Source organism: Curtobacterium sp. MCBD17_028 (assembly GCF_003234875.1).
In the GTDB taxonomy this organism is placed as follows: Bacteria; Actinomycetota; Actinomycetes; order Actinomycetales; family Microbacteriaceae; genus Curtobacterium.
Map to the genome: position 1 here is coordinate 110,164 of NZ_QKTQ01000004.1, position 25,759 is coordinate 135,922.

At 71.3% G+C, this 25,759-nt stretch carries 26 protein-coding genes, 1 tRNA gene and 1 pseudogene; 17 read left to right on the forward strand and 11 right to left on the reverse strand.

Annotated elements, in window-relative coordinates; genetic code table 11:
- Positions 1-218: 218 nt before the first annotated feature.
- On the forward strand, positions 219-737 hold the full coding sequence (locus tag DEI86_RS06685) for a hypothetical protein (RefSeq protein WP_111010519.1): 519 nt from the start codon (positions 219-221) through the stop codon (positions 735-737).
- Between the two features lie 208 nt (positions 738-945).
- Here the strand turns inward: DEI86_RS06685 and DEI86_RS06690 are convergent, their stop codons facing one another.
- A complete protein-coding gene (locus DEI86_RS06690) occupies positions 946-1,626 on the reverse strand; it encodes a response regulator transcription factor (protein WP_111049103.1) in 681 nt (226 codons plus the stop codon).
- Positions 1,623-2,786 (reverse strand): cell wall metabolism sensor histidine kinase WalK, encoded by a 1,164-nt coding sequence (locus DEI86_RS06695; RefSeq protein WP_111013085.1) that lies wholly within the window; start codon positions 2,784-2,786, stop codon positions 1,623-1,625. Before DEI86_RS06695 ends, DEI86_RS06690 begins: the two co-directional genes overlap by 4 nt.
- A 173-nt stretch (positions 2,787-2,959) precedes the next feature.
- Between DEI86_RS06695 and phoU the strand changes: the two genes are divergently transcribed.
- Both phoU and DEI86_RS06705 read left to right on the forward strand, forming a co-directional pair.
- Positions 2,960-3,616 (forward strand): phosphate signaling complex protein PhoU, encoded by a 657-nt coding sequence (gene phoU / locus DEI86_RS06700; protein ID WP_111010556.1) that lies wholly within the window; start codon positions 2,960-2,962, stop codon positions 3,614-3,616.
- A gap of 48 nt (positions 3,617-3,664) precedes the next feature.
- The gene (locus tag DEI86_RS06705; protein ID WP_220037259.1) at positions 3,665-4,207 is read left to right on the forward strand and encodes an ATP-binding protein; all 543 of its coding nucleotides are present in this window, start codon (positions 3,665-3,667) and stop codon (positions 4,205-4,207) included.
- A 96-nt stretch (positions 4,208-4,303) separates the two neighbouring features.
- Here the strand turns inward: DEI86_RS06705 and DEI86_RS06710 are convergent, their stop codons facing one another.
- Positions 4,304-5,047 (reverse strand): phosphoglyceromutase, encoded by a 744-nt coding sequence (locus tag DEI86_RS06710; protein ID WP_111049104.1) that lies wholly within the window; start codon positions 5,045-5,047, stop codon positions 4,304-4,306.
- 67 nt (positions 5,048-5,114) lie between these two features.
- Between DEI86_RS06710 and DEI86_RS06715 the strand changes: the two are divergent.
- A pseudogene (locus DEI86_RS06715) lies at positions 5,115-5,888 on the forward strand (class I SAM-dependent methyltransferase).
- Positions 5,889-5,939: 51 nt separating this feature from the next.
- Here the strand turns inward: DEI86_RS06715 and DEI86_RS06720 are convergent.
- From DEI86_RS06720 to DEI86_RS06730, 3 genes are all read right to left on the reverse strand, one after another.
- The gene (locus DEI86_RS06720; protein ID WP_111049105.1) at positions 5,940-7,064 is read right to left on the reverse strand and encodes a folate-binding protein YgfZ; all 1,125 of its coding nucleotides are present in this window, start codon (positions 7,062-7,064) and stop codon (positions 5,940-5,942) included.
- A 2-nt stretch (positions 7,065-7,066) separates the two neighbouring features.
- A complete protein-coding gene (locus tag DEI86_RS06725) occupies positions 7,067-7,663 on the reverse strand; it encodes an FABP family protein (protein ID WP_111010525.1) in 597 nt (198 codons plus the stop codon).
- 247 nt (positions 7,664-7,910) lie between these two features.
- Positions 7,911-8,186 carry a hypothetical protein gene (locus DEI86_RS06730; protein ID WP_111010526.1) on the reverse strand — a complete coding sequence of 92 codons (276 nt, stop codon included), beginning with the start codon at positions 8,184-8,186 and terminating at the stop codon, positions 7,911-7,913.
- Between the two features lie 151 nt (positions 8,187-8,337).
- Here DEI86_RS06730 and DEI86_RS06740 point away from each other — a divergent pair, with 151 nt between their 5' ends.
- The 8 genes from DEI86_RS06740 (at position 8,338) to pstB (ending at position 17,531) form a co-directional block, all read left to right on the forward strand.
- Positions 8,338-9,027 (forward strand): winged helix-turn-helix domain-containing protein, encoded by a 690-nt coding sequence (locus tag DEI86_RS06740; protein WP_181434755.1) that lies wholly within the window; start codon positions 8,338-8,340, stop codon positions 9,025-9,027.
- A complete protein-coding gene (gene mshD, locus DEI86_RS06745) occupies positions 9,020-9,895 on the forward strand; it encodes a mycothiol synthase (protein ID WP_111049106.1) in 876 nt (291 codons plus the stop codon). The genes DEI86_RS06740 and mshD overlap by 8 nt, the downstream gene beginning before the upstream one ends.
- 91 nt (positions 9,896-9,986) lie before the next feature.
- Positions 9,987-12,152, forward strand: a complete 2,166-nt coding sequence (locus DEI86_RS06750) for an RNA degradosome polyphosphate kinase (protein ID WP_111010529.1) — start codon at positions 9,987-9,989, stop codon at positions 12,150-12,152.
- Positions 12,149-13,099, forward strand: a complete 951-nt coding sequence (locus tag DEI86_RS06755) for an NUDIX domain-containing protein (RefSeq protein ID WP_111049107.1) — start codon at positions 12,149-12,151, stop codon at positions 13,097-13,099. Before DEI86_RS06750 ends, DEI86_RS06755 begins: the two co-directional genes overlap by 4 nt.
- A 206-nt stretch (positions 13,100-13,305) precedes the next feature.
- Positions 13,306-14,427: a phosphate ABC transporter substrate-binding protein PstS gene (locus DEI86_RS06760; protein WP_111010531.1), complete on the forward strand. Its 1,122-nt coding sequence runs from the start codon at positions 13,306-13,308 to the stop codon at positions 14,425-14,427.
- A gap of 227 nt (positions 14,428-14,654) precedes the next feature.
- Positions 14,655-15,605 (forward strand): phosphate ABC transporter permease subunit PstC, encoded by a 951-nt coding sequence (gene pstC, locus DEI86_RS06765; RefSeq protein WP_111011687.1) that lies wholly within the window; start codon positions 14,655-14,657, stop codon positions 15,603-15,605.
- A 16-nt stretch (positions 15,606-15,621) separates the two neighbouring features.
- Positions 15,622-16,701: a phosphate ABC transporter permease PstA gene (gene pstA, locus DEI86_RS06770; RefSeq protein ID WP_111011686.1), complete on the forward strand. Its 1,080-nt coding sequence runs from the start codon at positions 15,622-15,624 to the stop codon at positions 16,699-16,701.
- A gap of 50 nt (positions 16,702-16,751) precedes the next feature.
- Positions 16,752-17,531, forward strand: a complete 780-nt coding sequence (gene pstB, locus DEI86_RS06775) for a phosphate ABC transporter ATP-binding protein PstB (RefSeq protein WP_111013078.1) — start codon at positions 16,752-16,754, stop codon at positions 17,529-17,531.
- A 93-nt stretch (positions 17,532-17,624) separates the two neighbouring features.
- Here the strand turns inward: pstB and DEI86_RS06780 are convergent, their stop codons facing one another.
- The 3 genes from DEI86_RS06780 to DEI86_RS06790 form a co-directional block, all read right to left on the reverse strand.
- Positions 17,625-18,518 carry an anti-sigma factor gene (locus tag DEI86_RS06780; protein WP_111049108.1) on the reverse strand — a complete coding sequence of 298 codons (894 nt, stop codon included), beginning with the start codon at positions 18,516-18,518 and terminating at the stop codon, positions 17,625-17,627.
- A complete protein-coding gene (gene sigK, locus DEI86_RS06785) occupies positions 18,515-19,117 on the reverse strand; it encodes an ECF RNA polymerase sigma factor SigK (RefSeq protein WP_111049109.1) in 603 nt (200 codons plus the stop codon). The genes DEI86_RS06780 and sigK overlap by 4 nt, the downstream gene beginning before the upstream one ends.
- A 610-nt stretch (positions 19,118-19,727) precedes the next feature.
- Positions 19,728-20,357 (reverse strand): DNA-directed RNA polymerase subunit beta, encoded by a 630-nt coding sequence (locus DEI86_RS06790; RefSeq protein ID WP_111011682.1) that lies wholly within the window; start codon positions 20,355-20,357, stop codon positions 19,728-19,730.
- 78 nt (positions 20,358-20,435) lie between these two features.
- Between DEI86_RS06790 and DEI86_RS06795 the strand changes: the two genes are divergently transcribed.
- The 3 genes from DEI86_RS06795 to DEI86_RS16495 all read left to right on the forward strand — a co-directional run bounded on the left by DEI86_RS06795 (position 20,436) and on the right by DEI86_RS16495 (position 21,524).
- Positions 20,436-20,508, forward strand: a tRNA-Lys gene (locus tag DEI86_RS06795).
- A gap of 212 nt (positions 20,509-20,720) precedes the next feature.
- Positions 20,721-20,924, forward strand: a complete 204-nt coding sequence (locus DEI86_RS06800) for a cold-shock protein (RefSeq protein ID WP_111011681.1) — start codon at positions 20,721-20,723, stop codon at positions 20,922-20,924.
- Between the two features lie 282 nt (positions 20,925-21,206).
- Complete coding sequence (locus tag DEI86_RS16495) at positions 21,207-21,524, forward strand: hypothetical protein (RefSeq protein ID WP_111011680.1); 318 nt, start codon at positions 21,207-21,209, stop codon at positions 21,522-21,524.
- Positions 21,525-21,552: 28 nt separating this feature from the next.
- Here the strand turns inward: DEI86_RS16495 and DEI86_RS06810 are convergent, their stop codons facing one another.
- Together DEI86_RS06810 and DEI86_RS06815 are read right to left on the reverse strand one after the other, a co-directional pair.
- Positions 21,553-22,488 carry an aldose 1-epimerase family protein gene (locus tag DEI86_RS06810; protein WP_111049111.1) on the reverse strand — a complete coding sequence of 312 codons (936 nt, stop codon included), beginning with the start codon at positions 22,486-22,488 and terminating at the stop codon, positions 21,553-21,555.
- Positions 22,485-23,333, reverse strand: a complete 849-nt coding sequence (locus tag DEI86_RS06815; protein WP_111049112.1) for a DeoR/GlpR family DNA-binding transcription regulator — start codon at positions 23,331-23,333, stop codon at positions 22,485-22,487. Before DEI86_RS06815 ends, DEI86_RS06810 begins: the two co-directional genes overlap by 4 nt.
- Before the next feature lie 89 nt (positions 23,334-23,422).
- Between DEI86_RS06815 and galT the strand changes: the two genes are divergently transcribed.
- Positions 23,423-24,526 (forward strand): galactose-1-phosphate uridylyltransferase, encoded by a 1,104-nt coding sequence (gene galT / locus DEI86_RS06820; RefSeq protein ID WP_111011513.1) that lies wholly within the window; start codon positions 23,423-23,425, stop codon positions 24,524-24,526.
- Positions 24,523-25,668, forward strand: a complete 1,146-nt coding sequence (galK, locus tag DEI86_RS06825; RefSeq protein WP_111049113.1) for a galactokinase — start codon at positions 24,523-24,525, stop codon at positions 25,666-25,668. Before galT ends, galK begins: the two co-directional genes overlap by 4 nt.
- Positions 25,669-25,759 lie beyond the last annotated feature (91 nt).

Consider the following 25,759-nt stretch of genomic DNA (forward strand, 5'->3'; position numbering starts at 1 on the left):
TTTGTCGAGTAATGGGCGGCCGGTGGGGCTGCGCGGGCAGTGCCTCCGCCCATCGCTAGGATGGGGCGGGTCGCCGTGGGCCCGCTGCGATCCGGTGTCGCGCGGGTCGCTGACAGCGGCCCCAGCCGCACCGCGCCAAGCTCGGATGCGTCCATGACGGCTGTCCCACCGGTCAAGCATCGTGACTCCTGGAGGAAAGTGTGAGAGCTCGGGTTCTCGTGTCCATCGCCGTGGCGGCGTCCATCGCCGTCGGGACCGCCGGCTGCGAGTTCCTCACCGAGGCCGGCACCACCAAGGGGTACAACGCGAGTGACGGCGTGAGCACCTCCGTCGGTGCCGTCGACGTGCGCAACGCCCTCCTCCTCACCAAGAACGGCAAGCGGGCACGGCTCGTCGCGTCGCTCGTGAACAACGCGGACAGCAAGCGCACCGTGACGATCGAGCCGAAGGACCACGCGGGGCAGTCCGTGACCGTCGTCATCCCGGGCAACTCCTCGGTGGACCTCGGCAGCACGAGCCCCACCGCGCAGGAGGTCGTGTTCCCGAAGCTCGACTCGAAGGCCGGCTCGCTGGCCCGCGTCTACTTCACCTACTCCGGCGCCTCGGGCAAGTCGATCTCGGTCCCCGTGCTGAACGGCGCGATGGAGGAGTACCGCACGCTCCTGCCCACCCCGCAGCAGTCGCAGACCCCCACCCTCACGCCGACGCCGACCTCGACGGCCACGCCGGTCGGCTGACGGTCCGACGTCCCGCAGCACCGACGGCGCCTCCGACCTCCGGGTCGGGGGCGCCGCGTCGTCCGCCCCGCCGAACGGGGACCGGATCGGATCGGACCGCCCGCCGCGGGCGCAGCGTCGCGCAGGCGGGGCCGCGCAGGCGGGGCCGCGCGCGGCCGGGAGGCGCGGGTCGGGCCCGCACCGTCCCTCCCGGCCGGCGACCGGCGGATCAGGCCTCGATGCGGTAGCCGAGCCCGCGCACGGTGACGAGCACCTCGGGCACGGACGGCGTCCGCTCGATCTTCGAGCGGATCCGCTTGATGTGCACGTCGAGGGTCTTCGTGTCCCCGAAGTAGTCGGACCCCCACACGCGGTCGATGAGCTGACCGCGGGTCAGGACGCGCCCGGCGTTCCGGAGGAGCAGCTCGAGGAGCTCGAACTCCTTGAGCGGCATCGGCGTCTCGGCGCCGTCCACGGTGACCGTGTGCCGCTCGACGTCCATCCGGATGGCGCCCACCTGCAGCACGCCGCTGTCCGCCTGGTCGTCGTCGACGCGGCGCCGGAGCACGGCGCGGATCCGGGCCAGGAGCTCGCGGGTCGAGTACGGCTTCGTGACGTAGTCGTCCGCACCGAGCTCGAGGCCCACGACGACGTCCACCTCGGAGTCCTTCGCCGTGAGCATGATGATCGGCACGTTCGACCGCGTCCGGATCTGTCGGCAGACCTCGGTGCCGGGCAGCCCCGGGAGCATGAGGTCGAGGAGCACGAGGTCCGGCGTCACGGCGTCGAACTGCGCGAGTGCGGCGAGGCCGTCGGCGGCCACGGTGGTCTCGTAGCCCTCGCGCTGCAGCAGGAAGCTCAGGGGGTCGCTCAGGGCGGGTTCGTCGTCGACGATGAGGATGTGGGTCACGATTGCTGCTCTTCCAGGTGCTCTTCGAGGGCTGATGTGAGTTCGGGGTCGGCTTCCGGGATCCGGATGGTGAACGTCGATCCGCGGCCGGGCTGGGACCAGACGCGGACGTCGCCGCCGTGGTTCGCGACGATGTGCTTGACGATCGCGAGCCCGAGGCCCGTGCCGCCGGTCGCCCGGGACCGCGCAGGATCGACCCGGTAGAACCGCTCGAACACGCGGTCCAGGTCGACCTCCGGGATCCCGACCCCCTGGTCGGTGACGGTGATCTCGACGAAGCCGTCCGCCCGCCGCACGCCGAGTCCGACGCGGGTGTGGTCCGGTGAGTACTTGACCGCGTTCGCGACGAGGTTCGAGACCGCGACCTGGAGCAGCGCCGCGTCGCCCATGACCCGGAGCTTCGACTTCTTGGCGCGGACGATCTGGATGTCGCGGCTCGCGGCGACGACCGAGTTCGCGTCGATCGCCGCCTGCACGATGCCGTCCACGGCGACCTCCTCGCTCGTCTCGACGACGTCGAGCGACTGCAGCCGGGACAGCTCGATGATGTCCTTCGTCAGTGCGCCGAGCCGCTCGGACTCGGTCACGAGCTGGGCGGCGAACCGGCGGACGTGCTCCGGGTCGTCCGCCGCCGCGACGAGGGTCTCGGCGAGCAGGCCGATCGCACCGATCGGGGTCTTGAGCTCGTGGGAGATGTTCGCGACGAAGTCACGACGGACCTCGTCGATCCGTCGACTCTCGGTGAGGTCGTCGGCGGTGAGCAGCACGTACCGGTTCCCGAGCAACGCCGCCCGGAACCCGAGGTACCCGACCGCGTCGCGGCTCCCCCGGGTCAGCTCGAGGTCCTCGGTCGCGTTCTCGCCACTGCGGCGCACCCGGTCCACGAGGTCGACGAGCTCGTCGTGCACGAGCCGCCGCCGCACGACGAGGCCCACGACGAGCGCCTGCGGCGAGGCCGCGACCACCGTGTTCGACGGGTCGACGACCACCGCGGGGTTGTGCATCGTCGCGATCACCGCCGCGACGCCGTCCGGCAGGTGCCGTTCGGCGACGTCGGCCGCCCGGGCGGTGCGCTCCGCCGCGATCACCAACACCACGACGCCCGCACCGAACACACCGCCGAGGAGCATCGACAGTGGCACGAGCCACGCGTTGTCCATGGACGCCAGTGTAAGGACGGACGCGCACCCCTCCAGCCCCGGTCCACGGAGGACCGGGGGTGCCGCGACGACCGTTCAGTCGGCCGTCACCGTCCGTTCACCTGGACGGCCGACACTGTTCGGGCATCCGCCGACGATGCACCAGGTGAGATGTGCCGACGGAAGGGCTCATGATGCGCGAAGTGTTCCAGCAGGAGCTCCAGGACGTCCAGGAGCGGCTCGCCGAGATCGCCGCGCTCGTGGCGACCGCGATCGACCGCGCGACCACGGCGTTCAACGACTCGGACGTCGCGCTCGCCGAGCAGGTGATCGCCGACGACGCGAAGATCGACCACGCCGCCCAGTCGCTCGACGAGCTCGCGATCGACATCCTGGCCCGCCAGGCCCCCGTCGCCCGCGACCTCCGGACCGTCGTCAGTGCGCTCCGCATCAGCGCCTCGCTCGAGCGCATGGGCGACATGGCCGAGCACATCGCGCAGCTCGCCCGCTACCGCTTCCCGGAGAAGGTCGTCCCGAAGAGCCTCCGCTCCACGTTCCGCGACATGGGCGCCCTCGACGTCGCGATGGCCGACAAGCTCGCGCGGCTGCTCCTGACCGAGGACGTCACCCTCGCCGAGGAGATCCGTGACGAGGACGACCGGGTCGACGAGCTGCACGCCAGCGTGTTCGACGCCGTGCTCGGGGAGACCTGGAAGGGCGCGACGATCGACACCGTCGACGCGACCCTCGCCAGCCGGTACCACGAGCGCTTCGCCGACCACGCCGTGTCCATCGCCAAGAAGGTGCAGTACCTGGCGACCGGCGACTGGGTGGGCGCGGCGGCCGAGTAGCCGGACCCGCCGGGTCGATGGCCGACCCGGCTCTGCGAGGATGGTCGTATGGCTGCCGTCGCGATCCTCGTCAACGGACTCCCGGGATCGGGCAAGACCACGCTCGCGGCCGGCCTGGCCGAGGTGCTCGGATGCCCGCTCCTGTCGAAGGACGCCGTCAAGGAACCGCTCGCCGACATCGCGGGCCCGATGATCACGTCGCGTGCACTGGGCGGCGTCGCGATGGACACCGTCTGGGGCATGGCCGCGGCGGTCGAAGCCGGCGTCGTGCTCGACGCGGTGTGGCTCCCGACGCGCGATCGGGAGCACCTCGTGACGGGGCTGGCGCGCGCCGGGTCCCCGCGGTTCGTCGAGGTCTGGTGCGACGTCGACCGGACGGTCGCCGAGGAACGCCTGCGCGACCGGTACGACCCCGGCTCGCCCCTGCGGCACCCCACGCACGGCGATCTGGAGGACGTGCTCGCCTTCTGGGACGAGCACGCGGCCGCCGCGGGGCCGGTCGGGCTCGGGCCCGTCGTGCGGGTCGACACCGGCGCGGCCCTCGACGTCGCGCAACTGGTGCTGGAGATCAGCCGGCACTTCGGCGCCTGAAGAGGGCGCCGAGATCGCAGAACGCGCCGCTCACCTCTGGAGGTGAGCGGCGCGTTGTGCGATCTCGGCGGGGAGGGGGAAGGCCGGGAGCTGCCCCTACTTCTTGCCCTGAGCGGCGACCGCGGCGGCACCCGCGGCGGCGGCGTCCGGGTCGAGGTACCGGCCGGGACCGGTCGGACGCTGCTCGTCGTCGAGCTCGTACACCAGGGGGATGCCCGTCGGGATGTTGAGGCCGGCGATGTCGGTGTCCGAGATGCCGTCGAGGTGCTTGACGAGCGCCCGGAGCGAGTTGCCGTGGGCGGTGATGAGCACCGTGCGGCCCGCCGAGAGGTCGGGCACGATGTCCGACTGCCAGTACGGCAGCAGGCGGTCGATCACGAGCGCGAGCGACTCCGTCCGCGGCAGGTCGTCGCCGAGGCCCGCGTACCGCCGGTCGTGGGCCTGGGACCACTCGGCGTCGTCGGCGATGGGGGGCGGCGGGACGTCGAACGACCGACGCCACTCCATGAACTGCTCCTCGCCGTACTGCTCGAGCGTCTGCGCCTTGTCCTTGCCCTGCAGGTCGCCGTAGTGCCGCTCGTTGAGACGCCAGTTCCGCTTGACCGGCAGCCACGCGAGGTCGGCTTCGAGCAGGGCGATGTCCGCCGTCTGGATCGCCCGCGTGAGCACCGAGGTGTAGAGGACGTCGGGCACGATCCCCGACTCGGCGATGAGCTGCCCCGCACGCTTCGCCTCTTGCTCGCCGAGCTCACTGAGCCGCACGTCGACCCAACCGGTGAAGAGGTTCTTCTGGTTCCAGTCGCTGTTGCCGTGCCGCAGGAGGACGAGTGTCGAGGTCATGCCCGGAGTCTACCGAGCGGCCCGGAGGCCCGATCGGACGAGCCCGCCCTGGCCCTACCCTGGGTGGATGCCGATCGGGAACGTCACGCGCGGCACCACCGGCACGAACCGGTTGCGGCGCGTGGACCGGTGGATCGCCGCACTCCCGGTGCTGCGCCGCACGGAGGATCCGCTCGTGGCCGACCTCGGCTACGGGGCGAGCCCGACGACGACGCTCGAACTCCGGGACCGCCTGGCGCGGGTCCGGCCCGACGTCGAGGTCACCGGGATCGAGATCGAGCCCGAGCGGGTCCGGATCGCACGGCTCGCCGAACGTGACGCGGTGACGTTCCGGCTCGGCGGATTCGAGACACCCACGCCCCGGGGTCGTCGCCCCGCCGTCATCCGCGCGTTCAACGTGCTCCGCCAGTACGCCGAGGACGAGGTCCCGGCCGCCTGGGCGCTCATGGCCGACTGACTCCAGCCCGACGGGGTCCTGGTCGAGGGCACGTGCAACGAGGTCGGCCGCGTCGCGAGCTGGATCGACGTCACGCGGGGCGGCCCGCAGACCCTCACGGTGTCGCTCCGCCTGGCCGGACTCGAGGCCCCCTCGATCGTGGCCGAACGGCTGCCGAAGGCACTCATCCACCGGAACGTGCCCGGGGAGCGCGTGCACGACTACCTGCGGGACCTCGACCACGCGTGGGCGGTCGCCGCGCCGCTCGGGACCTACGGGCCCCGCCAGCGGTGGATCGCCACCGTCCGGGCGATGCGCGACCGGGGGTGGCCGGTCCTCCACGGCGTCACCCGATGGCGCCTCGGCGAGGTGACCGTGCCGTGGTCAGCGGTCGCGCCGGCGTGAGCGCGGCCGGATCAGCGCGCCGCCGCCGGACCGACGTCGGCGGCACAGGGGTCAGGAGGTCGGGCGACGGACCGCGCCGAGGCGCGGCATCCGGGGCACGTCCGCGGTCGCCCCCGCGCTCGGCGGGACGATCACCTGCTGCGCTGCCGTGACCACGGTGTCCTCGGCGTCCGTGACGAGGACCGCGGTCGGGTCGACCGTGCGCTTGACCACCGCGAGCGCGATCGGACCGAGCTCGTGGTGCGTCGCCACCGCGGTGACCCGGCCGACCTCGGCGTCGTCGGACTGCGCCCGCACCACGGCGCCCGGCGCGGGCAGGACCCCCTGGGAGCCGTCGAGGTGCAGGAGCACGAGGCGGCGCGGCGGATGCCCGAGGTTGTGCACCTTCGCGACGGTCTCCTGCCCGCGGTAGCACCCCTTGTCGAGGTGGACGGCGGAACGCATCCAGTCGAGCTCGTGCGGGATCGTTCGCTCGTCGGCGTCCGCGAGACGCGGGCGCCACGCGGCGATGCGCAGGGCCTCCAGGGCGAGCGTGCCCGCGACGGGCACGTCGGACGCGGCGAGCGCGGCGGCGTCCGCGGGCGTGAGCACGGCGAGACGGAGCGACCAGTCCCGACCCGGGTGGTCGGACGGGTCGGCGTAGCTCCAGCCACCGACGGCGATCGCGGCCCAGGGGTCCGTCCAGGTGACGACGGGGGCGACCGCGGCCAGGGGCGCGTCAGCGAAGGCGCCGACGACCCGGTGCTCGGCCGACCGGTCGGCCACGTCGACGCGGAGCATGAACCGCATCGACGTCAGCCACGCCGCGAGTGGTGCGGCGTCGCCGGGGTCGGTCACGAGCCAGGTGGTGGTGCCGTCGTCGACGACGCGCGCCGCGTGCTCGAGCCGTCCGGAGGCATCGAGCACGAGGGTCTCGGTCGAGACGCCCGGAGCGAGGCCGAGCAACAGCTGCGTCGTCATCGAGTTGAGCCACGACAGCCGGTCCGGGCCCGTCACCGTGACGACGCCGTACGTGCCGAGGTCGACCACGGCGCGGCCCCGCTCGAGCAGACGCTGTTCGCCGAGCGGGTTGCCGTAGTGCGCCGCGACACCCGCGCCGTCGTCGACGTACCCGTCCCGCGTCGCGAAGGGGGTGCCCTCCTGGTCCGGCGAGGTGGTGCCGTCGGCGTTCGACATGGTCACTCGACCCGGGCGAGCTGCCCGGAGGCGTGCGAGGTGAGTTCCTGCCCGAGCGCCGCGATGTCCCACGCCCAGAACAACTTGCCCTCGACGAGGCCGTACATGCGCGTCGCCGCGGAGTACTCCTTGGCGTTCGAGGAGCGCATCACGGCGTCGGTCGACAGATCGATCCGGGGCCCGTGGATGCGCCCGACGTAGAGCTCGTTGACGCCGGTCGGGTGGATGATCGAGGCCTCGATGTCGAAGCCGTCGTCGTTGTTGCGGAGCGCCTCGACGCTCCGCGCCGTGGTGAACGGCATCGCGCCCTCGCCGAGGAGCATGGCGGGACCGCGGTCCCCCGGCTCGGACGGACGGTCGAGCCGCCAGTAGCCCATCTCGGCGGTGAGTGGCGTCTGCCGTTCGTCGAGGAGCCAGGCGGACGACGAGTAGTTGAGGTAGGGCAGGCCGTCGTGGCTGAAGCTGACCCGCTGGCCGAACTCGTGCTCACGGACGTCGTCGCCCACGGGGTAGTGCACGACGCCCGTGCCTTCCCACACGCCGATGAGCCAGGACAGCGGGACGAGCTCGGCCGGGAGGTTCGATGGGATGTCGATCATCGGGTCAGCGCTGACCCTTGAAGAGCTTGACGAGCACGACGACCGATGTGAACGCGATGGCGAGCGACGCGAGCCCGAGGAGACCCACGTAGAAGAGCTCGAGCGGGAGCAGCGAATCCATGCCCGGAGTCTACGCGGCGGCCCTGACGCTCCCGCGTCCGGCGCGGACGGCGAGCCGCAGGCCGGGCGATCCGTCAGGCCGTCGGCCCCGTCCGGCCGGAGGCGCCCGTCGCGCCCGTCGCGCCCGTCACGCTCGGACGAGCAGCAGGACGGTCCCGACGAGCACCACGACGAACGCCCCGGACGACGCCGCGCTGATGCGGAGCACGAGTCCGTCCTTGGTCTGGGTCGCGAGCTGGAGCACGAAGCCGACGAGCACGCTGCCCACGAGCACGAGGAGCATCCAGGCGAAGGGGTCCTCGTGCGCGAGCAGCAGGACGAGGACGGCCCCGACCACGGCGAGCACCCACACCGGGACGACCGACAGGGTGGTCATGCGGCTCGTCCGTGTCGTGTCGCTCATCGTCACATCATCGCACCGGTGCGGGGCGTGCGGCCGGTGCCGGGACCGGGACCGGGAGCGGGAGCGGGCGCAGGCGCAGGCGCAGGCGCAGGGTCCGTCCGGGGGCGTCACTAGGATGTGGGGGACCGCCCCGACCCGTCCTGGAGGTTCCGTGGCCCAGCTGCTGGTGCTCACCTCGACCGCGCCCGGTGAGGTGCTGCCCGCGCTCGGTCTCCTGAGCCACCGCATCCGACATGTCCCGGCCGAGGCCTCGCAGCTGGTCAACGCGCCGTCGAGCGACCTCATGTTCGTCGACGCCCGGACGGACCTCGTGAGCGCGAAGTCCCTCTGCAAGATCCTCTCGACCACCGGATCGACCACGCCGGTCGTGCTCGTCGTGACCGAGGGTGGACTCACCGCGGTGAACAGCGAGTGGAGCATCGACGACGTCGTGCTCGAGACCGCCGGCCCGGCCGAGGTCGACGCCCGCATCCGCCTCGTCGTGGGCCGGGCCTCCCAGGCGCAGTCCGGGTCGAAGATCCAGGCGTCGGGCGTCGTCATCGACGAGGCGAGCTACTCGGCCAAGGTGCGCGGCCGGCCGCTCGACCTCACCTTCAAGGAGTTCGAGCTCCTCCGCTTCTTCGCGACCCACCCCTCACGGGTGTTCACGCGCGAGCAGCTGCTCAGCGAGGTCTGGGGCTACGACTACTTCGGCGGCACGCGCACGGTCGACGTCCACGTCCGGCGCCTGCGCGCGAAGCTCGGGGACCTCGAGTCGCTCATCGGCACGGTCCGCAACGTCGGCTACCGCTTCAACGTGTACGACGACGACGCCGACCGGTTGGCCGGCGACGGTGTCTGACACCGCAGGGGGTGACCTCGTCCGGGCGCTCGCGGCCGAGGCCGCCGCCCACGGCGAGGCACCGCCGTTCTCCGACCAGACCCTCGTCGACGTCCGCGCCGGACGCGCCCGCGTCCTCAGCGACGACGACGGCCGAGGGGCCGCGGTGCTGCGCGACGGCGAACTCGAACTCGCGGTCGGCCGGGAGGCCCGGGGCCGCGGCATCGGGACCGCGCTCGTCGACCGTGCGCTCGCGGTCCGACCGGCTCCGTCGCTCGCATGGGCCCACGGCGACGCACCGGCGGCGCAGGCCCTCGCGGCCCGGGCCGGGTGGCACCCCGTCCGCCGGCTGCTCCAGCTGCGCGCCCCACTCACGGAGGGGAGCGCAGGGGCCGGGACCGCAGCGGCGGGCGGAGGCGAGGTCCGCGTCGCGGCCGACCCGGGCCTCCCGGCCGACCAGCACGTCGACGCGTTCCGCCCGGGCATCGACGAGGACGCCTGGCTCGACCTCAACGCCGCCGCGTTCGCGCACCACCCGGAGCAGGGCCGGATGACGCTCGACGACCTCCGCGACCGCGAGCGCGAGCCGTGGTTCGACGGTGCCGACCTGCTCCTCCTCCGACGCGGTGACGATCCCCGGCTGGCCGGCTCCTGCTGGCTCAAGGTCGAGGACGGCATCGGTGAGTTCTACGCCGTGGCCGTGCGCCCGGACCTGCAGGGGCAGGGGATCGGCGGCGTGCTCATGCGCGCGGGGATGGCGCGTCTGCGCGGGCGGGGACTCACCGCGGCGGCGCTCTACGTCGAGGGCGACAACGTCCCGGCGCTCGCGCTCTACCGTCGCACCGGGTTCACCGAGCACGCGGTGGACGTGCAGTACGCGGCGCCCTGACCGACGCCTCCACGTCGTCCGTTCGCCCTGGGTTCTCCACGAGGTCGTCCCACCACCACCGCGTGGGGGACCCGGATGGCAGGATGAGTCCATGGAAACCGAGCCGCAGCTGGACGGCGAATCCGTCACCCCGGATCTCGACGACTTCGACGAGATCGTCCGCGTCGAGCACGAGTCGTTGCCGACGGATCGGTACTTCGACCGCGAGCTCAGCTGGCTCCGGTTCAACCAGCGCGTGCTCGAACTCGGCGAGGACCGCGCGGTTCCCCTGCTCGAGCGTGCGAACTTCCTCGCGATCTTCGCCTCGAACCTCGACGAGTTCTTCATGGTGCGCATCGCGGGGCTCAAGCGCCGCATCGACACCGGCATCGCCGTGCCGACGAACGTGGGCCGCGCCCCGCTCGACGTGCTCGCCGACATCGCCCGCGACGCCCACGAGCTCCAGGACCGCCACGCGCACGCCTTCCGCGACTCGCTCAAGCCCGACCTCGACGCCGCGGGGATCCACGTCGAGAACTGGTCGGACCTGGCCGAGGCCGACCGCGTCCGGATGGACGAGTACTTCACCGACCAGATCTTCCCGGTGCTCATGCCCCTGGCGGTCGACCCGGCCCACCCGTTCCCCTACATCTCGGGACTCTCCCTCAACCTCGCGGTGCGGGTGCGGAACCCCAAGACGGAGCGACAGGAGTTCGCCCGGCTCAAGGTGCCGCAGAACTTCCCGCGCTTCGTGCAGCTCCCGGACGACGGGTCGGGGCGGCTGCGCTTCATCCCGCTCGAGGACCTCATCGCGAACCACCTGGACGACCTGTTCCCCGGCATGCAGGTGGTCGAGCACCACGTGTTCCGCGTCACCCGCAACGAGGACGTCGAGATCGAGGAGGACGAGGCCGAGAACCTCCTGCAGGCGCTCGAGCGCGAGCTGCTCAGACGCCGGTTCGGGCCGCCGATCCGCCTCGAGATCACCGAGGACATGGACCCGGTGACCCTCGACCTGCTCATCCGCGAGCTCGACGTCACCGAGCAAGAGGTCTTCCGTCTGCCGTCGCCGCTCGACCTCGGCGGGCTGTTCGAGATCGCCAAGATCAACCGCCCGGAGTTGCACTACCCGCGGCACGTGCCCACCACCGCGGTGCAGCTGCAGCCCGACGAGCCGAACATGAAGCCCGACCTGTTCCGTGCGATCGGACGCGAGGACGTCCTCGTCCACCACCCGTACGAGTCCTTCTCCACGAGCGTGCAGGCGTTCCTGCAGCAGGCCGCCGCCGATCCGAACGTCCTGGCCATCAAGCAGACGCTCTACCGGACGTCGGGTGACAGCCCCATCGTCGAGGCCCTGATCGACGCCGCGGAGGCCGGCAAGCAGGTGCTCGCACTCGTCGAGATCAAGGCCCGGTTCGACGAGCAGAACAACATCGGCTGGGCGCGCAAGCTCGAGCGTGCCGGGGTGCACGTCGTCTACGGACTCGTCGGGCTCAAGACACACTGCAAGATCGCCCTGGTGATCCGCCAGGAGAAGAACGGGCTGCGGCACTACACGCACATCGGCACGGGCAACTACAACCCGAAGACGAGCCGTATCTACGAGGACATGGGGCTGTTCACCACCGACGATCAGGTCGGCAAGGACGTCACCCGCCTGTTCAACGAGCTGTCCGGCTACGCGATCGAGAAGAAGTTCAAGCGGCTGCTCGTCGCCCCGCTCCACCTCCGCAAGGGCCTGCTCAAGCGGATCCACACCGAGACGGTGAACGCGCTCGCGGGCAAGCCCTCGGGCATCCGGATCAAGGTGAACTCGATGGTCGACGAGGAGATCATCGACGCCCTGTACCTCGCCAGCCAGGCGGGTGTCCCGATCGACATCTGGGTCCGTGGCATCTGCTCGCTCAAGCCCGCGATGGAGGGCTACAGCGAGACCATCCGCGTGCGCTCCATCGTCGGCCGGTACCTCGAGCACTCGCGGGTCTTCTCGTTCCACAACGACGGCGACCCGGCGGTCTACATCGGCAGTGCCGACATGATGCACCGCAACCTCGACCGCCGCGTCGAGGCCCTCGTCCGACTCACCGCGCCGCGGCACATCGACGAGATGGAGCGGCTGTTCGACCTCGCGATGGCCGACACCACGAGCTCGTGGCACCTCGAGTCCGACGGCGAGTGGACCCGGCACGCGGTGGACGACGACGGCGAACCCCTACTCGACCTGCAGGACAGCCTGATGCGCCAGATCTCAGCGCGGAAGCGTTCCTCCCGATGAGTCAGACGACACCCGACGGCCTCGTGGTCGCCGCCGGTGCCGTGTGCTGGCGACGGCACGAGGGCGGCCCCCAGGTGCTCCTGATCCACCGCGAGCACCACAAGGACGTCTCGTTCCCCAAGGGCAAGGTGGACCCGGGCGAGTCGGTGCCGCATGCAGCGGTCCGCGAGATCCGTGAGGAGACGGGCTACCGCGTGCACCTCGGTGCTCCGATCGGTACGGCCGAGTACGTGCTCCCGAACGGCCGCGACAAGGTCGTCCACTACTGGGTGGCTCAGGTCAAGGACACCGAGATCGAGCGGGCCGGGGCCTTCCACCCGAACGACGAGGTCGCCGCGCTCGAGTGGGTGGACATCGACGCCGCACGGTCGATGCTCACGTACGAGCGCGACATCGCCATCCTCGACCGCTTCGCCGAACGGGCCGCCGTGGGCCAGCACCGGACGTTCGCGATGATCGCCCTCCGGCACGGCAAGACCACGCCGCGGCACCAGTGGAGCGGACCCGACGCCACCCGGCCACTCCTGCCGGTCGGGCGGACGCAGGCCAAGCAGGTCGCGCCGGCGATCGCCGCCTTCGGCCCGCGGAAGATCGTGAGCAGCACGGCCGCGCGATGCCTGGCGACGGTCGAGCCGCTCTCGGCGCGGACGAAGATCGGCGTCACGAGCACCGCCGACATCAGCCAGGACGCCCACGAGCACGGCAAGAGCGACGTGCCGGGGGTCGTGCGCAAGCGGCTCCGGAAGGGACGCACCACCGTGCTCTGCTCGCACGGCCCGGTGCTCCCCGACATCATCGCGCACATCGCCGCTGCGACCTCGGGCGAGGACTCGCGCTTCGACCTGCACCGGGCCGCGATGCTCTCGACCGGGGACTTCGCGGTGCTGCACATCGCCGACGACGAGCTCATCGCCGTCGAGACCCACTCGTCCCGCGTCCACGACTGACGCGCCTGCGGTGCCGGAGCGGGCACACACGGATCCACGTATAGCGCGCTCGGCACTGCGCCGCACGATCCCGCGATCCCGTTCCCCGCTCGTTCACCCGTCGTTCACCGAGCGGCGTCGTCCCCGTCACCTCCCTTCCTTACTGTCACTCGCAGGTCGGCCACCCACCGGCCGCCCCTGCACCTGACATCCCCGAAGGGACCCCTGTGAACATCAAGCGAATCGGTTCGGTCGCGGCCATCGCGATCGCCGGCGCGATCGTGCTCTCCTCCTGCGCGGCGAACGAGGGCAGCGGCAGCGGCAGCTCCGCCAGCGCCTCGTCCTCCGCCTCGACGGGCGCGGACCTCTCCAGCCTCTCCGGCACCCTGAACGGCATCGGCTCGAGCGCGCAGGGGACCGCCGAGACGACCTGGATCTCGGGCTTCCAGTCGAAGGCGTCCGGCGTGACGGTCAACTACAACCCGCAGGGCTCCGGCGCGGGCCGCTCGAGCTTCATCTCGGGTGCCGCCGACTTCGCCGGCTCCGACGCAGCACTCGCCGACACCGAGCTGTCGGGCGACTTCAAGGAGTGCAAGACCGGCACCAAGGGCATCGACCTGCCGATCTACATCTCGCCGATCGCCATCGCCTACAAGGTCGACGGCGTGAAGAACCTCACGCTCGACGCCGAGACCGTCGCCGGCATCTTCAAGGGCACGATCACCAAGTGGAACGACCCGGCGATCGCCAAGCTCAACAAGAGCGCGTCGCTGCCGTCCGCCTCGATCAACGTGATCCACCGCTCGGACGACTCGGGCACGACGCAGAACTTCACCGAGTACCTCTCGGCGAACGCGTCGGACGTCTGGAACGCCGCCCCGAGCCAGACCTACCCGTACAAGGTCGGTGACGGCGCGCAGGGCACCTCGGGTGTCGCGAGCGCCATGGGTGGTGCGTCGAACTCGATCACCTACATCGACGACTCCGGCGCCGGCAGCCTCTCGAAGGCCAAGCTCATGGTCGGCGGCACCGCCACCAAGATCAGCGCCGACGGCGCCGCCAAGGTCGTCGCGGACTCCGACGTCGTGTCGGGCCGCGCGAAGAACGACCTCGCGATCGACATCAACCGCAAGGACACCGCGAAGGGCGCCTGGCCGCTCGTGCTCGTCTCGTACGCCATCGCGTGCCAGCAGTACAGCGACAGCAGCAAGGCCGACCTCGTCAAGGCGTACCTGAACTACGTCGCCTCGTCGGACGCCCAGCAGGCCGCCGCGCAGCAGGCGGGCTCTGCCCCGCTGTCCTCGGACCTCGCGAGCAAGGTCCAGAAGGCCGTCGCCACCATCAAGTGACAACGTGTCAGCCCAGACGCCCGGTCACCACCCATCCGACCGGACGTCTGGGCCGGACCCGTTCACGGGCCTGACCGCGAGCGGCTCCGACCGCGAGCGGCTCCGACCGGCGCGCGGTCCACCCGAACCGCACCGTTCCTCCCGGCCCCGCAGCCACCGCAGCCATCGCAGCCACCGAGCACACCCCACCCGACGCCTCCCCCGGCGCCCTCCCCGACAGGAGCCCCATGTCCGCAGCCCCGGCACCGCAGCCGCAGGCCGTGCAGCCCCCGAAGCCGCGTGCGACCGTCCGCATCGGCGACCGCATGTTCTCCACCGCGACCGTCCTGGCCGGCGGGCTCATCCTCCTCGTCCTCGCCCTCGTCGCCCTGTTCCTCGTCTGGCAGAGCATCCCGGCGTTCTCCGCCAAGCCCGGGGACCTGCCGAACGACGCGACGGGCTTCTGGGACTACGTCGGTCCCCTCGTCTTCGGGACCGTCTGGGCGGCGCTCCTCGCGCTCGTCATGGCGACGCCGATCTCCATCGGCATCGCCCTCTTCATCTCGCACTACGCCCCGCGACGGATGGCCGCCCTGCTCGGGTACGTGATCGACCTGCTCGCCGCCGTACCGAGCGTCGTGTTCGGGCTGTGGGGCGTCCTGGTCCTGGCTCGCTTCGTGCAGCCCTTCTACGTCTTCCTCAACCACTCCCTCGGCTGGTTCCCGCTGTTCTCCGGACAGGTGTCCGGCACGGGTCGCACGATCCTGACGGCGGCGATCGTGCTCGCGGTCATGACGATCCCGATCATGACCGCGGTCATGCGCGAGATCTTCCTGCAGGCGCCGCGCCTCAACGAGGAGGCCGCCCTGGCCCTCGGTGCCACGCGCTGGGAGATGATCCGGCTGTCGGTGTTCCCGTTCGCCCGGTCCGGCATGGTCTCGGCGATCATGCTCGGCCTCGGGCGCGCGCTGGGCGAGACACTCGCGGTCGCCATCGTGCTGTCCGTGTCGAACAGCGTCACGCCGAAGGTGCTCACCTCGCTCAACCCGAGCACCATCGCCGCGAACATCGCGCTGCAGTTCAGCGAGGCGTCCGGCGTCCGGCTCAACGCGCTCGTCGCATCGGGCCTGATCCTGTTCGCCATCACCCTCGTGATCAACATCGCCGCGCGGTTCATCGTCCGCAAGCGCGTCGCCTGACGGGAAGGCCAGAACCATGACCATCGCGCTCCGCCCCGCCCGCGGCAACGTCTACGCGTCGGGCAAGCTCCCGAAGCCGTTCCCCTGGATCCTGCTCGCCGGCAGCTGGATCGCCTTCGGCCTCGTCTTCGCCCTGCTCAACGCGGGCGGTACCGTCGCGGACTTCAACGTCGTCGGCGCACTGTTCCTCGGGACCGTCCTGTTCGACGTCCTCATCGTCGTGATCTCGCGGATCGTCGAGGGTGGCCGCAAGGCGATCGACCGGCTCGTCACCTCGCTCGTCGCGACCGCGTTCATCGTCGCGGTGCTGCCGCTCGTGTCGCTGCTCTGGACCGTCATCGCCCAGGGGCTGCACCGCTTCGACGCCGAGTTCTTCACGTACTCGATGCGCAACGTCATCACCGTGGGCGGCGGCGCACTGCACGCCATCGTCGGCACCGTCGAGATCACCCTGCTCGCGACGCTCATCAGCGTGCCGATCGGGCTCCTCACCTCGATCTACCTCGTCGAGTACGGCCGCGGCTGGCTCGCCCGCGGCATCACGTTCTTCGTCGACGTCATGACCGGGATCCCCTCGATCGTCGCCGGCCTGTTCGCCTACTCGCTGTTCGCGCTCATCGTCGGGCCGGGCACCCGCACGGGCGCGATCGGGTCGGTCGCGCTGTCGGTCCTCATGATCCCCGTCGTCGTCCGGTCGACCGAGGAGGTCCTGAAGATCGTCCCGATGGACCTCCGCGAGGCCTCGTACGCCCTCGGTGTGCCGAAGTGGCTCACCATCGTCAAGGTCGTGCTGCCCACGAGCCTCGCGGGCATCACCACCGGCGTCATGCTGGCGATCGCCCGCGTCATCGGTGAGACCGCCCCCCTGCTCGTCACCGCCGGCTTCACGACGAGCATGAACTACGACCTGTTCGGCAACCCGATGATGACGCTGCCCGTGTTCGCGTACACGCAGTACTCGCAGCAGGGCGCGAACCCCGTGCCGTTCGTCGACCGCGCCTGGACCGCAGCGCTCGTGCTCATCCTCATCGTCATGCTGCTCAACCTCATCGCCCGCTTGATCGCCCGCGTCTTCGCACCCAAGATCGGTCGGTAGCCACCTCCCCGGCCACCGGCACCCGACCACCCACCCCAGAAGGAACCAGCGTGTCCAAGCGCATCGAGGTCTCCGGCCTCAACGTCTACTACAACAAGTTCAAGGCCGTCGAGGACGTCTCGATGACGATCGAGCCGCGGACGGTCACCGCCTTCATCGGCCCGTCCGGCTGTGGCAAGTCGACGTTCCTCCGCACCCTGAACCGCATGCACGAGGTCATCCCCGGCGCGACGGTGCAGGGCGAGGTCCGCATCGACGGCGACGACCTCTATGCGCCCGGCGTCGACCCGGTGCTCGTACGTCGACAGGTCGGCATGGTCTTCCAGCGCGCCAACCCGTTCCCGACGATGTCGATCAAGGACAACGTCCTCGCCGGCGTCAAGCTCAACAACAAGCGCATCAGCCGCTCGGAGTCCGACGACATCGTCGAGAAGTCCCTGCAGGGCGCGAACCTGTGGAACGAGGTCAAGGACCGCCTCGACAAGCCCGGCATGGGCCTGTCCGGTGGGCAGCAGCAGCGCCTGTGCATCGCTCGGGCGATCGCGGTACAGCCCGACGTCCTGCTCATGGACGAACCCTGCTCGGCGCTCGACCCGATCTCGACCCTGGCGATCGAGGATCTCATCGAGGAGCTGAAGCAGGACTACACGATCGTCATCGTGACGCACAACATGCAGCAGGCGTCACGAGTCAGCGACAAGACCGCGTTCTTCAACATCGCGGGCACCGGCCAGCCCGGTCACCTCATCGAGTACGGCGAGACGGCGAACATCTTCTCGAACCCGACCGTGCAGGCCACCGAGGACTACGTCTCGGGCCGCTTCGGGTGATCCCACCGGCCACGCGCGCCGCGGGGCAGAGCGGATGACGGGAGGCGGTGCACCAGCAGGTGCACCGCCTCCCGTCCGTCCTGGACCTGGTCGTCAGGCGCTCGTGGGTACCGCCACGATCGGCTTCGTGGTCGGCTGCTTCGAGCCCCCGGCGGGTTCGACCGTGATGCCGATGGTGTCGCCCGCCGCCTTGGCGCCGGAGAGCACCGCGCTCGTCGTGCCACCGTCGACCGAGCCGACGAGTCCCGCCGGCGTGATCGAGGACCCGATGTACCAGAGTTCGTACGTCTTGCCGGCGGGCGCGGCCTTGACGCCCTTGAAGATCACGGCGGACTTGCGGAGCTGGTCGGACCACACGACCGTGGCCGTGCCTCCACCCTTGACCGTCGTCGACGCCCGCTGGAAGTCCGCGGCGGCGTAGATCTGGTCGAGCTTCGTCGAGGCCTGGACCTGCCCCTGTCCGGGTCCGGTCTCGTGCTCGGCGAGCGACTGGATCCCGAGGGTGCCGCCGGCGATCACGGCCACCGCGGCGGCGGCGGCCAGGACCACGCGAGCCGGACGCTGGAACCAGCGGACCCGCGCGGTCCCCGACGCCGTGCCGGCGGGGGCGGCGGTGACGTCCGTGACGGCCGCGTGCCGGGCCTCCCGGGCGACCGGCTGCGGCGCGACGGACTGTGCGGAGCCGGGCGCGGCGGCGGCGAGGTCACCCACGGACGAGCCGCCCTGTGCGTCCTCGACCGGCAGCGCCGGGAGCTGGGGCGTCGTGGCGATCTTCGCCATGAGCGCGGCCCGGAGGTCGCGCGGCGGCTCGACCGGCTCGACCGCGTAGGCCAGCAGCAGTGCGGTCTCATGGAGCGAGTCCACCTCGGCACGCACCGGGTCGGATGCGGCCATCGCCGCGTCGACCGCAGCGCGCTCGACGGCGTCGACCGCATCGGTCGCGTAGGAACCCGTCATGAGCGCCACGTCGTCGGGTCGGATGGTCATGACCTCACCCCCATCTCGTCGCGGAGTCGGATCATCCCGTCACGGAGACGGGTCTTCACGGTGCCGATCGGGACACCGAGGATCGCGGCCATCTCGCTGTGCGAGTAGCCGCCGTAGTAGGCCATGGTGACGGCCTGGCGTTGGAACTCGGTGAGGCGGGCGAGCGCCCGGCTCACCCGCTCGTGCTCGATGCGGATCTCGACCGACTCGGTCACCGAGTCGAAGTCCGTCTCGAAGTCGCGGATGCCCACCTTCGTGTCCCGGTCACGCGAGGCCTGTGCGGCCCGCACGCGGTCGACCGCGCGTCGGTGCGCCATCGTCAGGATCCAGCTCGGGGCCGAACCGCGCGCGGCGTCGAACCGGCTGGCGTTCTGCCAGACCTCGAGGAAGACCTCTTGCGTCACCTCTTCGGACTGGGCATGATCTCGGAGCAGCCGCGTGATGAGACCCATGACGCGGCCCGAGAGCTGGTCGTACAGGGCTCCGAACGCCTCTTGATCGCCAGCGGCGACGCGCGTGAGGAGTTCGTCAGGCGACGCAACGAGTGGGGACGAGGGGGCCTCGTAGCCGTTCGTGTCGCGTTCCACGAGAGTCAGCATCGCAGGTTTTCCTCCTCACAGGGCGTCGGAGCGCAGCCGTTGTCCACGACGCGCTGGTGGTTCCGGGTACGTCGATGACGGCTGGACGGCGACGGCACCGGACCCCGTGCGACCCGCAGGGAATGGGCCGTCGGCCCGGGTCGCACGGGGTGGTTCCGATGGTGAGCGGCCGTCCCGCCGTCACAGCAGGGATTCGGCGTCCCCCGCGGATCGGATTGGGCGGGCTTCCGGCGGGGTGCCGCGGAAGGTCCGGGGCGGCAGAAGGTCCGGGGCGGCGGACACGACAGTGCGGAGGTCGAACGACAGCGGCCCCGTCGACACCTGCGCCCGCTCCCGCATCAGGCTCCAGCGGGACCGTCGTCGGCACCGGACGCCCGATGATCCGGGTCGCGGGAACGACGACGGGCCCGGCGGAGGGAACCGCCGGGCCCGTCGTGACGTGGACGCCGGACCGCAGAAACGCCTCTCGGCGCGAGGCCGCTCGGAGCGGCGAATTTTGGAGCCCGGGGTTACTGCGGCCCGACGTGGACGAGTGTAGCGAAGGCGCCCTGGCCACCGTCGGGTGTTCACGCAGAGAGGACGTGCGCGCGCCCCGGGCGCGTCGGTGCGGTCAGTCGAGGCTGTCGCGGCGCCACAACCCGGCGGCCGCAGCGAGGTCCTCGGCGAGTTCGGACAGGCGCAACGCACGACGGGTGAGCTCGCTGGCTCGGTCCTCCGCCGTGAGGTCGGCGTCGTCCGCGACGCTCGTCGCTCCGGCGGCCGTCAGGCGGCAGAACGCCGCTCCGCGCTCGAGCGCGACCGCGAAGTCGCCGGTGTACAGGCCGCGGAGGATCTCGTCCGCCAGGGTGACGATCTCGGCCGGTCCGGTCGGTTGCTCCGCGCCCGCGACGGCCTGGTCGATCGTCGAGACCGCCTCGGTGCCGCGCTCGAAGAGGTACGCGACCTCGTCCGGGTTCTGCCGGATCAGGGTGCGGACGAGGTAGATCCGCCAGAGCGCACCGGGCAGGGTGTGTGCGCCGACCCGTGCCCAGAGCTCTGCGAGGGCGTCGATCCCGTGCACGTCCGTGTAGGTCACGAGGCGCTCGACGACGGCGGGGTCCGGATCGGTGCGGACGCGGTGCACCAGCGCCGTCGCGGTCTCGTGCGCGACACGGTTGATGAGCGCCGGGTCGTTGCCGCCCTGGATGGCCTCGAACTCGGCGGCGGTGAACTGCACGGGTCGGTGGTAGTCGCGTGGCATCGGCGTCAGTGTAGGCGGGACCGGTGACACGGTGGTCAGGTGGGACGGCGCTCCGTCGGCCGATACGCTGGAGGGCGAGGGCCTCTAGCTCAGTCGGTAGAGCACCGGACTTTTAATCCGAGGGTCGTGGGTTCGAGCCCCACGGGGCCCACCGTCGCGAACGCGATCCGGGGCGCTCCTCCGAGTGGTGGCGGCAGCGATGCGGGTCTCCGTCCGGGTGACGGGACCGTGACCCGCAGATGAAATACGCACATCCATCGGATCCACCGTCGCGTTGTCAGGCCGGATGCCGTAGGTTGGGCGGACAGTCGATGCGCAGAACAGACGCGTACCGCACCAGCAGAACAAGGAAACAACGCAGTCATGGCTACAGGCATCGTCAAGTGGTTCAACGCCGAGAAGGGTTTCGGCTTCATCGCTGCCGACGACGGCAGCGGCGACCTCTTCGCTCACTACTCCGCCATCCAGACGGGCGGCTACCGCTCGCTGGAGGAGAACCAGCGCGTCGAGTTCGACGTCGCGACCAGCCCGAAGGGGCTCCAGGCGGAGAACATCCGCGTCATCTGACCTCCCGGTCTCTGTTCGGAGCGCGGGTCCCTCATCGGGGCCCGCGCTTCGTCGTTCCCGGGGTGTCCGCTCGGGGCACGGTCGGCGTCCCCGCGCCTCGGGCGACGCGCCCGAGGTGGGCGCAGCGGGGTACACGCGCTCCTCAGCGCTGTCACGGCTGATCTTGTCCACTGTTCAGCTGCCGCTCAGTGGTTCGAGGGGGAGGCGCCGATAGCGTCGTTCGCGGATCCACCAGGTGGGTCCCGACACTGGCACCACCAGCAACGACGAACGGGGTACACCGTGACCGAACCCATCCACGACACGCACACCAGCACCACCGGCGGAGCGCGACGGGCGATGGCCCCGGCCACGGGGCGCCTCGCGCTCTCCGATGACCGCCTGCTCGACGAGCTCCGCCGCAACGCGCGGGTCTCGACGCGGCGGATCCGCGCGGACTTCGTCGAGGTGCACACGCCCACGCGCGTGCTCGGGTACGTCAAGGGGCAGCGCAAGTCCTTCGTGGCGCTCCGCGGGGACGACCCCGCCTGGGCCGAGGAGATCGGCCGCTACCCGTCCGAGTCCCTCGCGGTCGAGGCCCTCCGCATGCGCCGCGCCTGAGCCGCTCGGGCTCCCGCTCCCGCTACCGCTACCGCGACCAGACCCGGCGGATGCCCCAGCTGCCGGTCCACGCTTCATCCGGTTCGAGCCAGCGCAGCCCCTCGCCGCTGTTGAGGGCGTTCGCGGGCGCGGTCATCGGCTCGACCGCGAGCGCGAGCCCGACACCGTCGCCGCGGGGGAACTCGCGCGAGGTGAACACCTGCACGTAGGGGAACGAGGCGTCCTGCCAGAGTTCGACGCCGTCGCCGTCGGCCGCCCGGACGGTGGTCCGTCGCACGCCCTCGGCGTCGGCGGCGACGTCCGTGTACGCGGTGTCGAGGTCACTGTCGCCCACGACGCGGCCACCCCGGAGGTCGAACGGGGTCCCGTCGACCGGCTCGGAGCCGTCCGGCACCTTGTGCTCGTCGGTCGTGAACCGGGTCGCGGCGTCCAGGGTGACGGTGAGCTCCTCGACGGGGGCGTCCCCTGCCCGCAGGTACGGGTGGTTGCCGACGGCGAACGGCGCACGGCGATCGGACCGGTTGACGATCTCGTGCGTGACGCGCAGGCCGTCGTCGACGAGTTCGTGGTGCACGCGGGTCTCGAGCAGGAACGGCCACCCGTGCTGCGGGTACACCGTCGCCTCCTGCACCAGCGTCGACTCGGTCTGCTCGACGACGCGGTAGGGCGCGTAGCGCAGGAGCCCGTGGCTGGCGTTGCCGTACTTCGGCTCGGTGACGTCGAGCTGCTGGGTCGTGCCGTCGAGCTGCCACGTCGCCCCGGCGACGCGGTTCGGCCACGGGACGAGGACGATCCCGCACGCTCCCGCGGGCATCTCGTGCGGACCGAACGACTCGGTGAGCGCGAACCCGTTCACGCTGAGCTGCCGGATGCCGGCCGCGACCTGGGTGATGTCGGCCTCGACGACGCCGTCGGGCCCGGCGTGCCGCAGGTGGTACTGGCCGCCGGTGGGTGCTCCGCTCATGCGTGGTCCTCCTCGGGATCGTCCGCCACGAGCACCTGGACGCCCGCGGCACGGATGGGGGCGAGGTCGAACCCGCGCACGCCGGCGGTCACGAGGACGTCGACGCTGTCGAGGGCACCGACCACACCGATGTGGGACCGACCGAGCTTCGCCCCGTCGGCAACGACGACAGTACGCCGAGCCGCTCCGGCGAGCAGGCGCTTGACCTCGGTCTCCGGCAGGTTGACGTTCGTGACCCCGTGTTCGACGGACACGCCCGTGCAGCCGATGATCGCCAGGTCGGCGGCGATCATCGGGAGGACCGTGCCGACGAACGGGGAGACGAGCGAGTGCTGCAGGGGACGCAGCGTGCCGCCGGTCACGACGACCGTGAACCGGGGCACGGCCCGCTCGAGCACGAGCGCGTTCGTCAGGGAGTTCGTGACGACGGTGACGTCGGCGAGGTCGCGGCGGGCGACGAGTTCCTCGGCGACGGCGGCGGGCGTGGTGCCGACGTCGAGCACGACGCACTCCCCCGACCGGACGAGGGCAGCGGCGGCCCGGCCGATCGCCCGCTTCGCGGCGGCGTGCTCGACCGCGGTCTCCTCGTAGGGGCGTTCGTCGCGCCCGGGCTGCGCCGGGCGCAGGGCACCACCGTGCACACGTCGGATCCGGCCGGCGGCGTCGAGGGTCGCGAGGTCGGCGCGGACGGTCACCGCACTGGTCCCCACGGCGGCGGCGAGGTCGGCGGTCCGGACGAGGCCCGGTGCCTCCTCGATGAGTTCGACGATGCGGTCGTGGCGCAGGACGGCCGGCAGCGCGCTCGGCTCCGCCGCGTCGGGGTCCCGCTGCGACAGGTCGGTCATCGCACCAGTTTCGTCTGCTTCCGTTCCGTTTCGCAATCCTTCGTCCGGGAGTAGGGTTGCCCGGTGTCCACCGATGGGAAGGAACACCAGTGAGCGGGATCACCAAGCGGGCGACGACCCTCGCGGACGGTCGTGACCTCATCTACTTCGACGACGCGGACACGCAGCTGCCCGCCGAGCGTCGCATCGACGAGCGCGTGCTCGACCCCCGTCCCGCCACGGCGCACATGCGGCAGGACGTCCTGACGGGCGAGTGGGTGTCGATCGCCTCGGCTCGACAGAACCGCGCCTTCCTGCCGCCGGCCAACCTCGACCCGCTCGCGCCCCAGACGGACGAGAACCCGTCGGAGATCCCGAGCCGGTACGACGTCGCCGTCTTCGAGAACAAGTCACCCTCGTTCGGTCCCGACCTCGAGGCCGACGACGCACCACCGTCGGTGGCCGCGCTGTCCGAGGTCGGCCTCAACCGCACCTACCGGTCCGTCGGGCGCTGCGAGGTCGTCTGCTTCAGCCCGGAGACGAGCGGCTCGTTCGCGTCGATCACCGAGTCCCGCGCCCGGACCGTCGTCGAGGCGTGGGCCGACCGCACGGCCGCACTGTCCGCCATGCCGGGCATCGAGCAGGTGTTCCCGTTCGAGAACCGCGGCGAGGCGATCGGGGTCACGCTGCACCACCCGCACGGGCAGATCTACGCCTACCCCTACGTGACACCGCGCACGCAGCGCCTCCTGGCGTCGATCGAGCGCTTCGGACCGGACCTGTTCGAGCAGCACCTGGCGAACGAGCGGGCGTCGGACCGGGTGGTCCTCGCGGGCGAGCACTTCACGGCGTTCGTGCCCTTCGCCGCTCGATGGCCGCTCGAGATCCACATGCTGCCGCACCGGCACGTCCCCGACTTCGCCGGCCTCACCGACGCCGAGAAGGACGAGCTCGCGCACATGCACCTGCGCCTGACACGGGCCCTCGACGCCCTCTACGACTCCCCCACGCCCTACATCGCGGCGTGGCACCAGGCGCCGGTGTCGATCGGCCGCGACGCCGTCCGGTTGATGCTGCAGATCACGTCGCCCCGGCGTGCCGAGACGAAGCTCAAGTACCTGGCCGGCAGCGAGGCCGCGATGGGCGCCTGGATCGGCGACGTCGTGCCCGAGGCCCAGGCCGAGTTCATCCGAGGAGGGATCGAACGCGTATGACCACCGACTTCCAGAGCGTCTTCGGCGCGGAGCCGACCACGCGGTACTCGGCACCGGGCCGGGTGAACCTGATCGGCGAGCACACCGACTACAACGACGGGTACGTCCTGCCGTTCGCGATCGACCGCCGTACCGTCGCCGACATCCGCGTGCGCGACGACCGGCTGCTCCGCGTCGCGTCGTCGTTCGACCCGGAGGGCGGCGTGCAGGAGCGCTCACTCGACGCACTCGATCCCGCCGACATGGACGGCTGGTCGGCGTACGTGTTCGGGATCGCCTGGGCCCTGCAGGACCGGGGGGCGGACCTGTCCGGCGCGACAGGGCTCGACGTCTTCATCCACTCCGAGGTCCCGGTCGGAGCGGGGTTGTCGTCGAGCGCCGCGATCGAGTGCGGCGTCGCGCTGGCGTTCGACGAGCTGTGGGGCCTCGGCCTCGACCGGCAGGAGCTCGCGCGCGTCGGGCAGTGGGCCGAGAACAAGGCGGTCGGGGCACCCACGGGCATCATGGACCAATCGGCGTCGCTGCTCGGCCGGCAGGACGCGGCCGTGTTCCTCGACTGTCGATCGCTCGAGGCAGAGGTCGTCGACCTCGGCTTCGACGCCGCGGGGCTCGAGCTGCTCGTCATCGACACGCACGTCCAGCACGCCCACGCCACCGGGGGCTACGCCGCACGTCGGGCGTCCTGCGAGCAGGGGGCCTCGGTGATGGGCGTGTCCGCGCTCCGCGACCTGTCCGTCGACGACCTCCCCCGCGCGCAGGAGCTCCTCGACGACGAGACCTTCCGCCGCGTCCGGCACGTCGTCACCGAGGACCAGCGTGTCCTCGACACCGTCCGCACGCTGCGCGAGCAGGGTCCACGCGCGATCGGCGACCTGCTCGTCGCGTCGCACGCGTCGATGCGCGACGACTTCGAGATCTCGGTCGCCGAACTCGACCTCGCGGTGGAGACCGCGCTCGAGCACGGCGCCCTCGGCGCCCGCATGACGGGAGGCGGGTTCGGTGGCGCCGCCATCGCGCTCGTCGACCGGGAGGCCCGGGACACGATCGCGGACGCGGTCACCGCCGCCTTCGCCGCGGCCGGGCACTCCGCGCCCACCGTGTTCACCGTGCACGCCGACGAGGGTGCCCGGCACGACGCGTAGCGCCGGCGGTCGGGACGACGCTCCCACGGCGCCGACCAGCAGCGAGATCGAACCGCGCGATGCCGTTCGAACACGGGGATCCCGGTGTTCG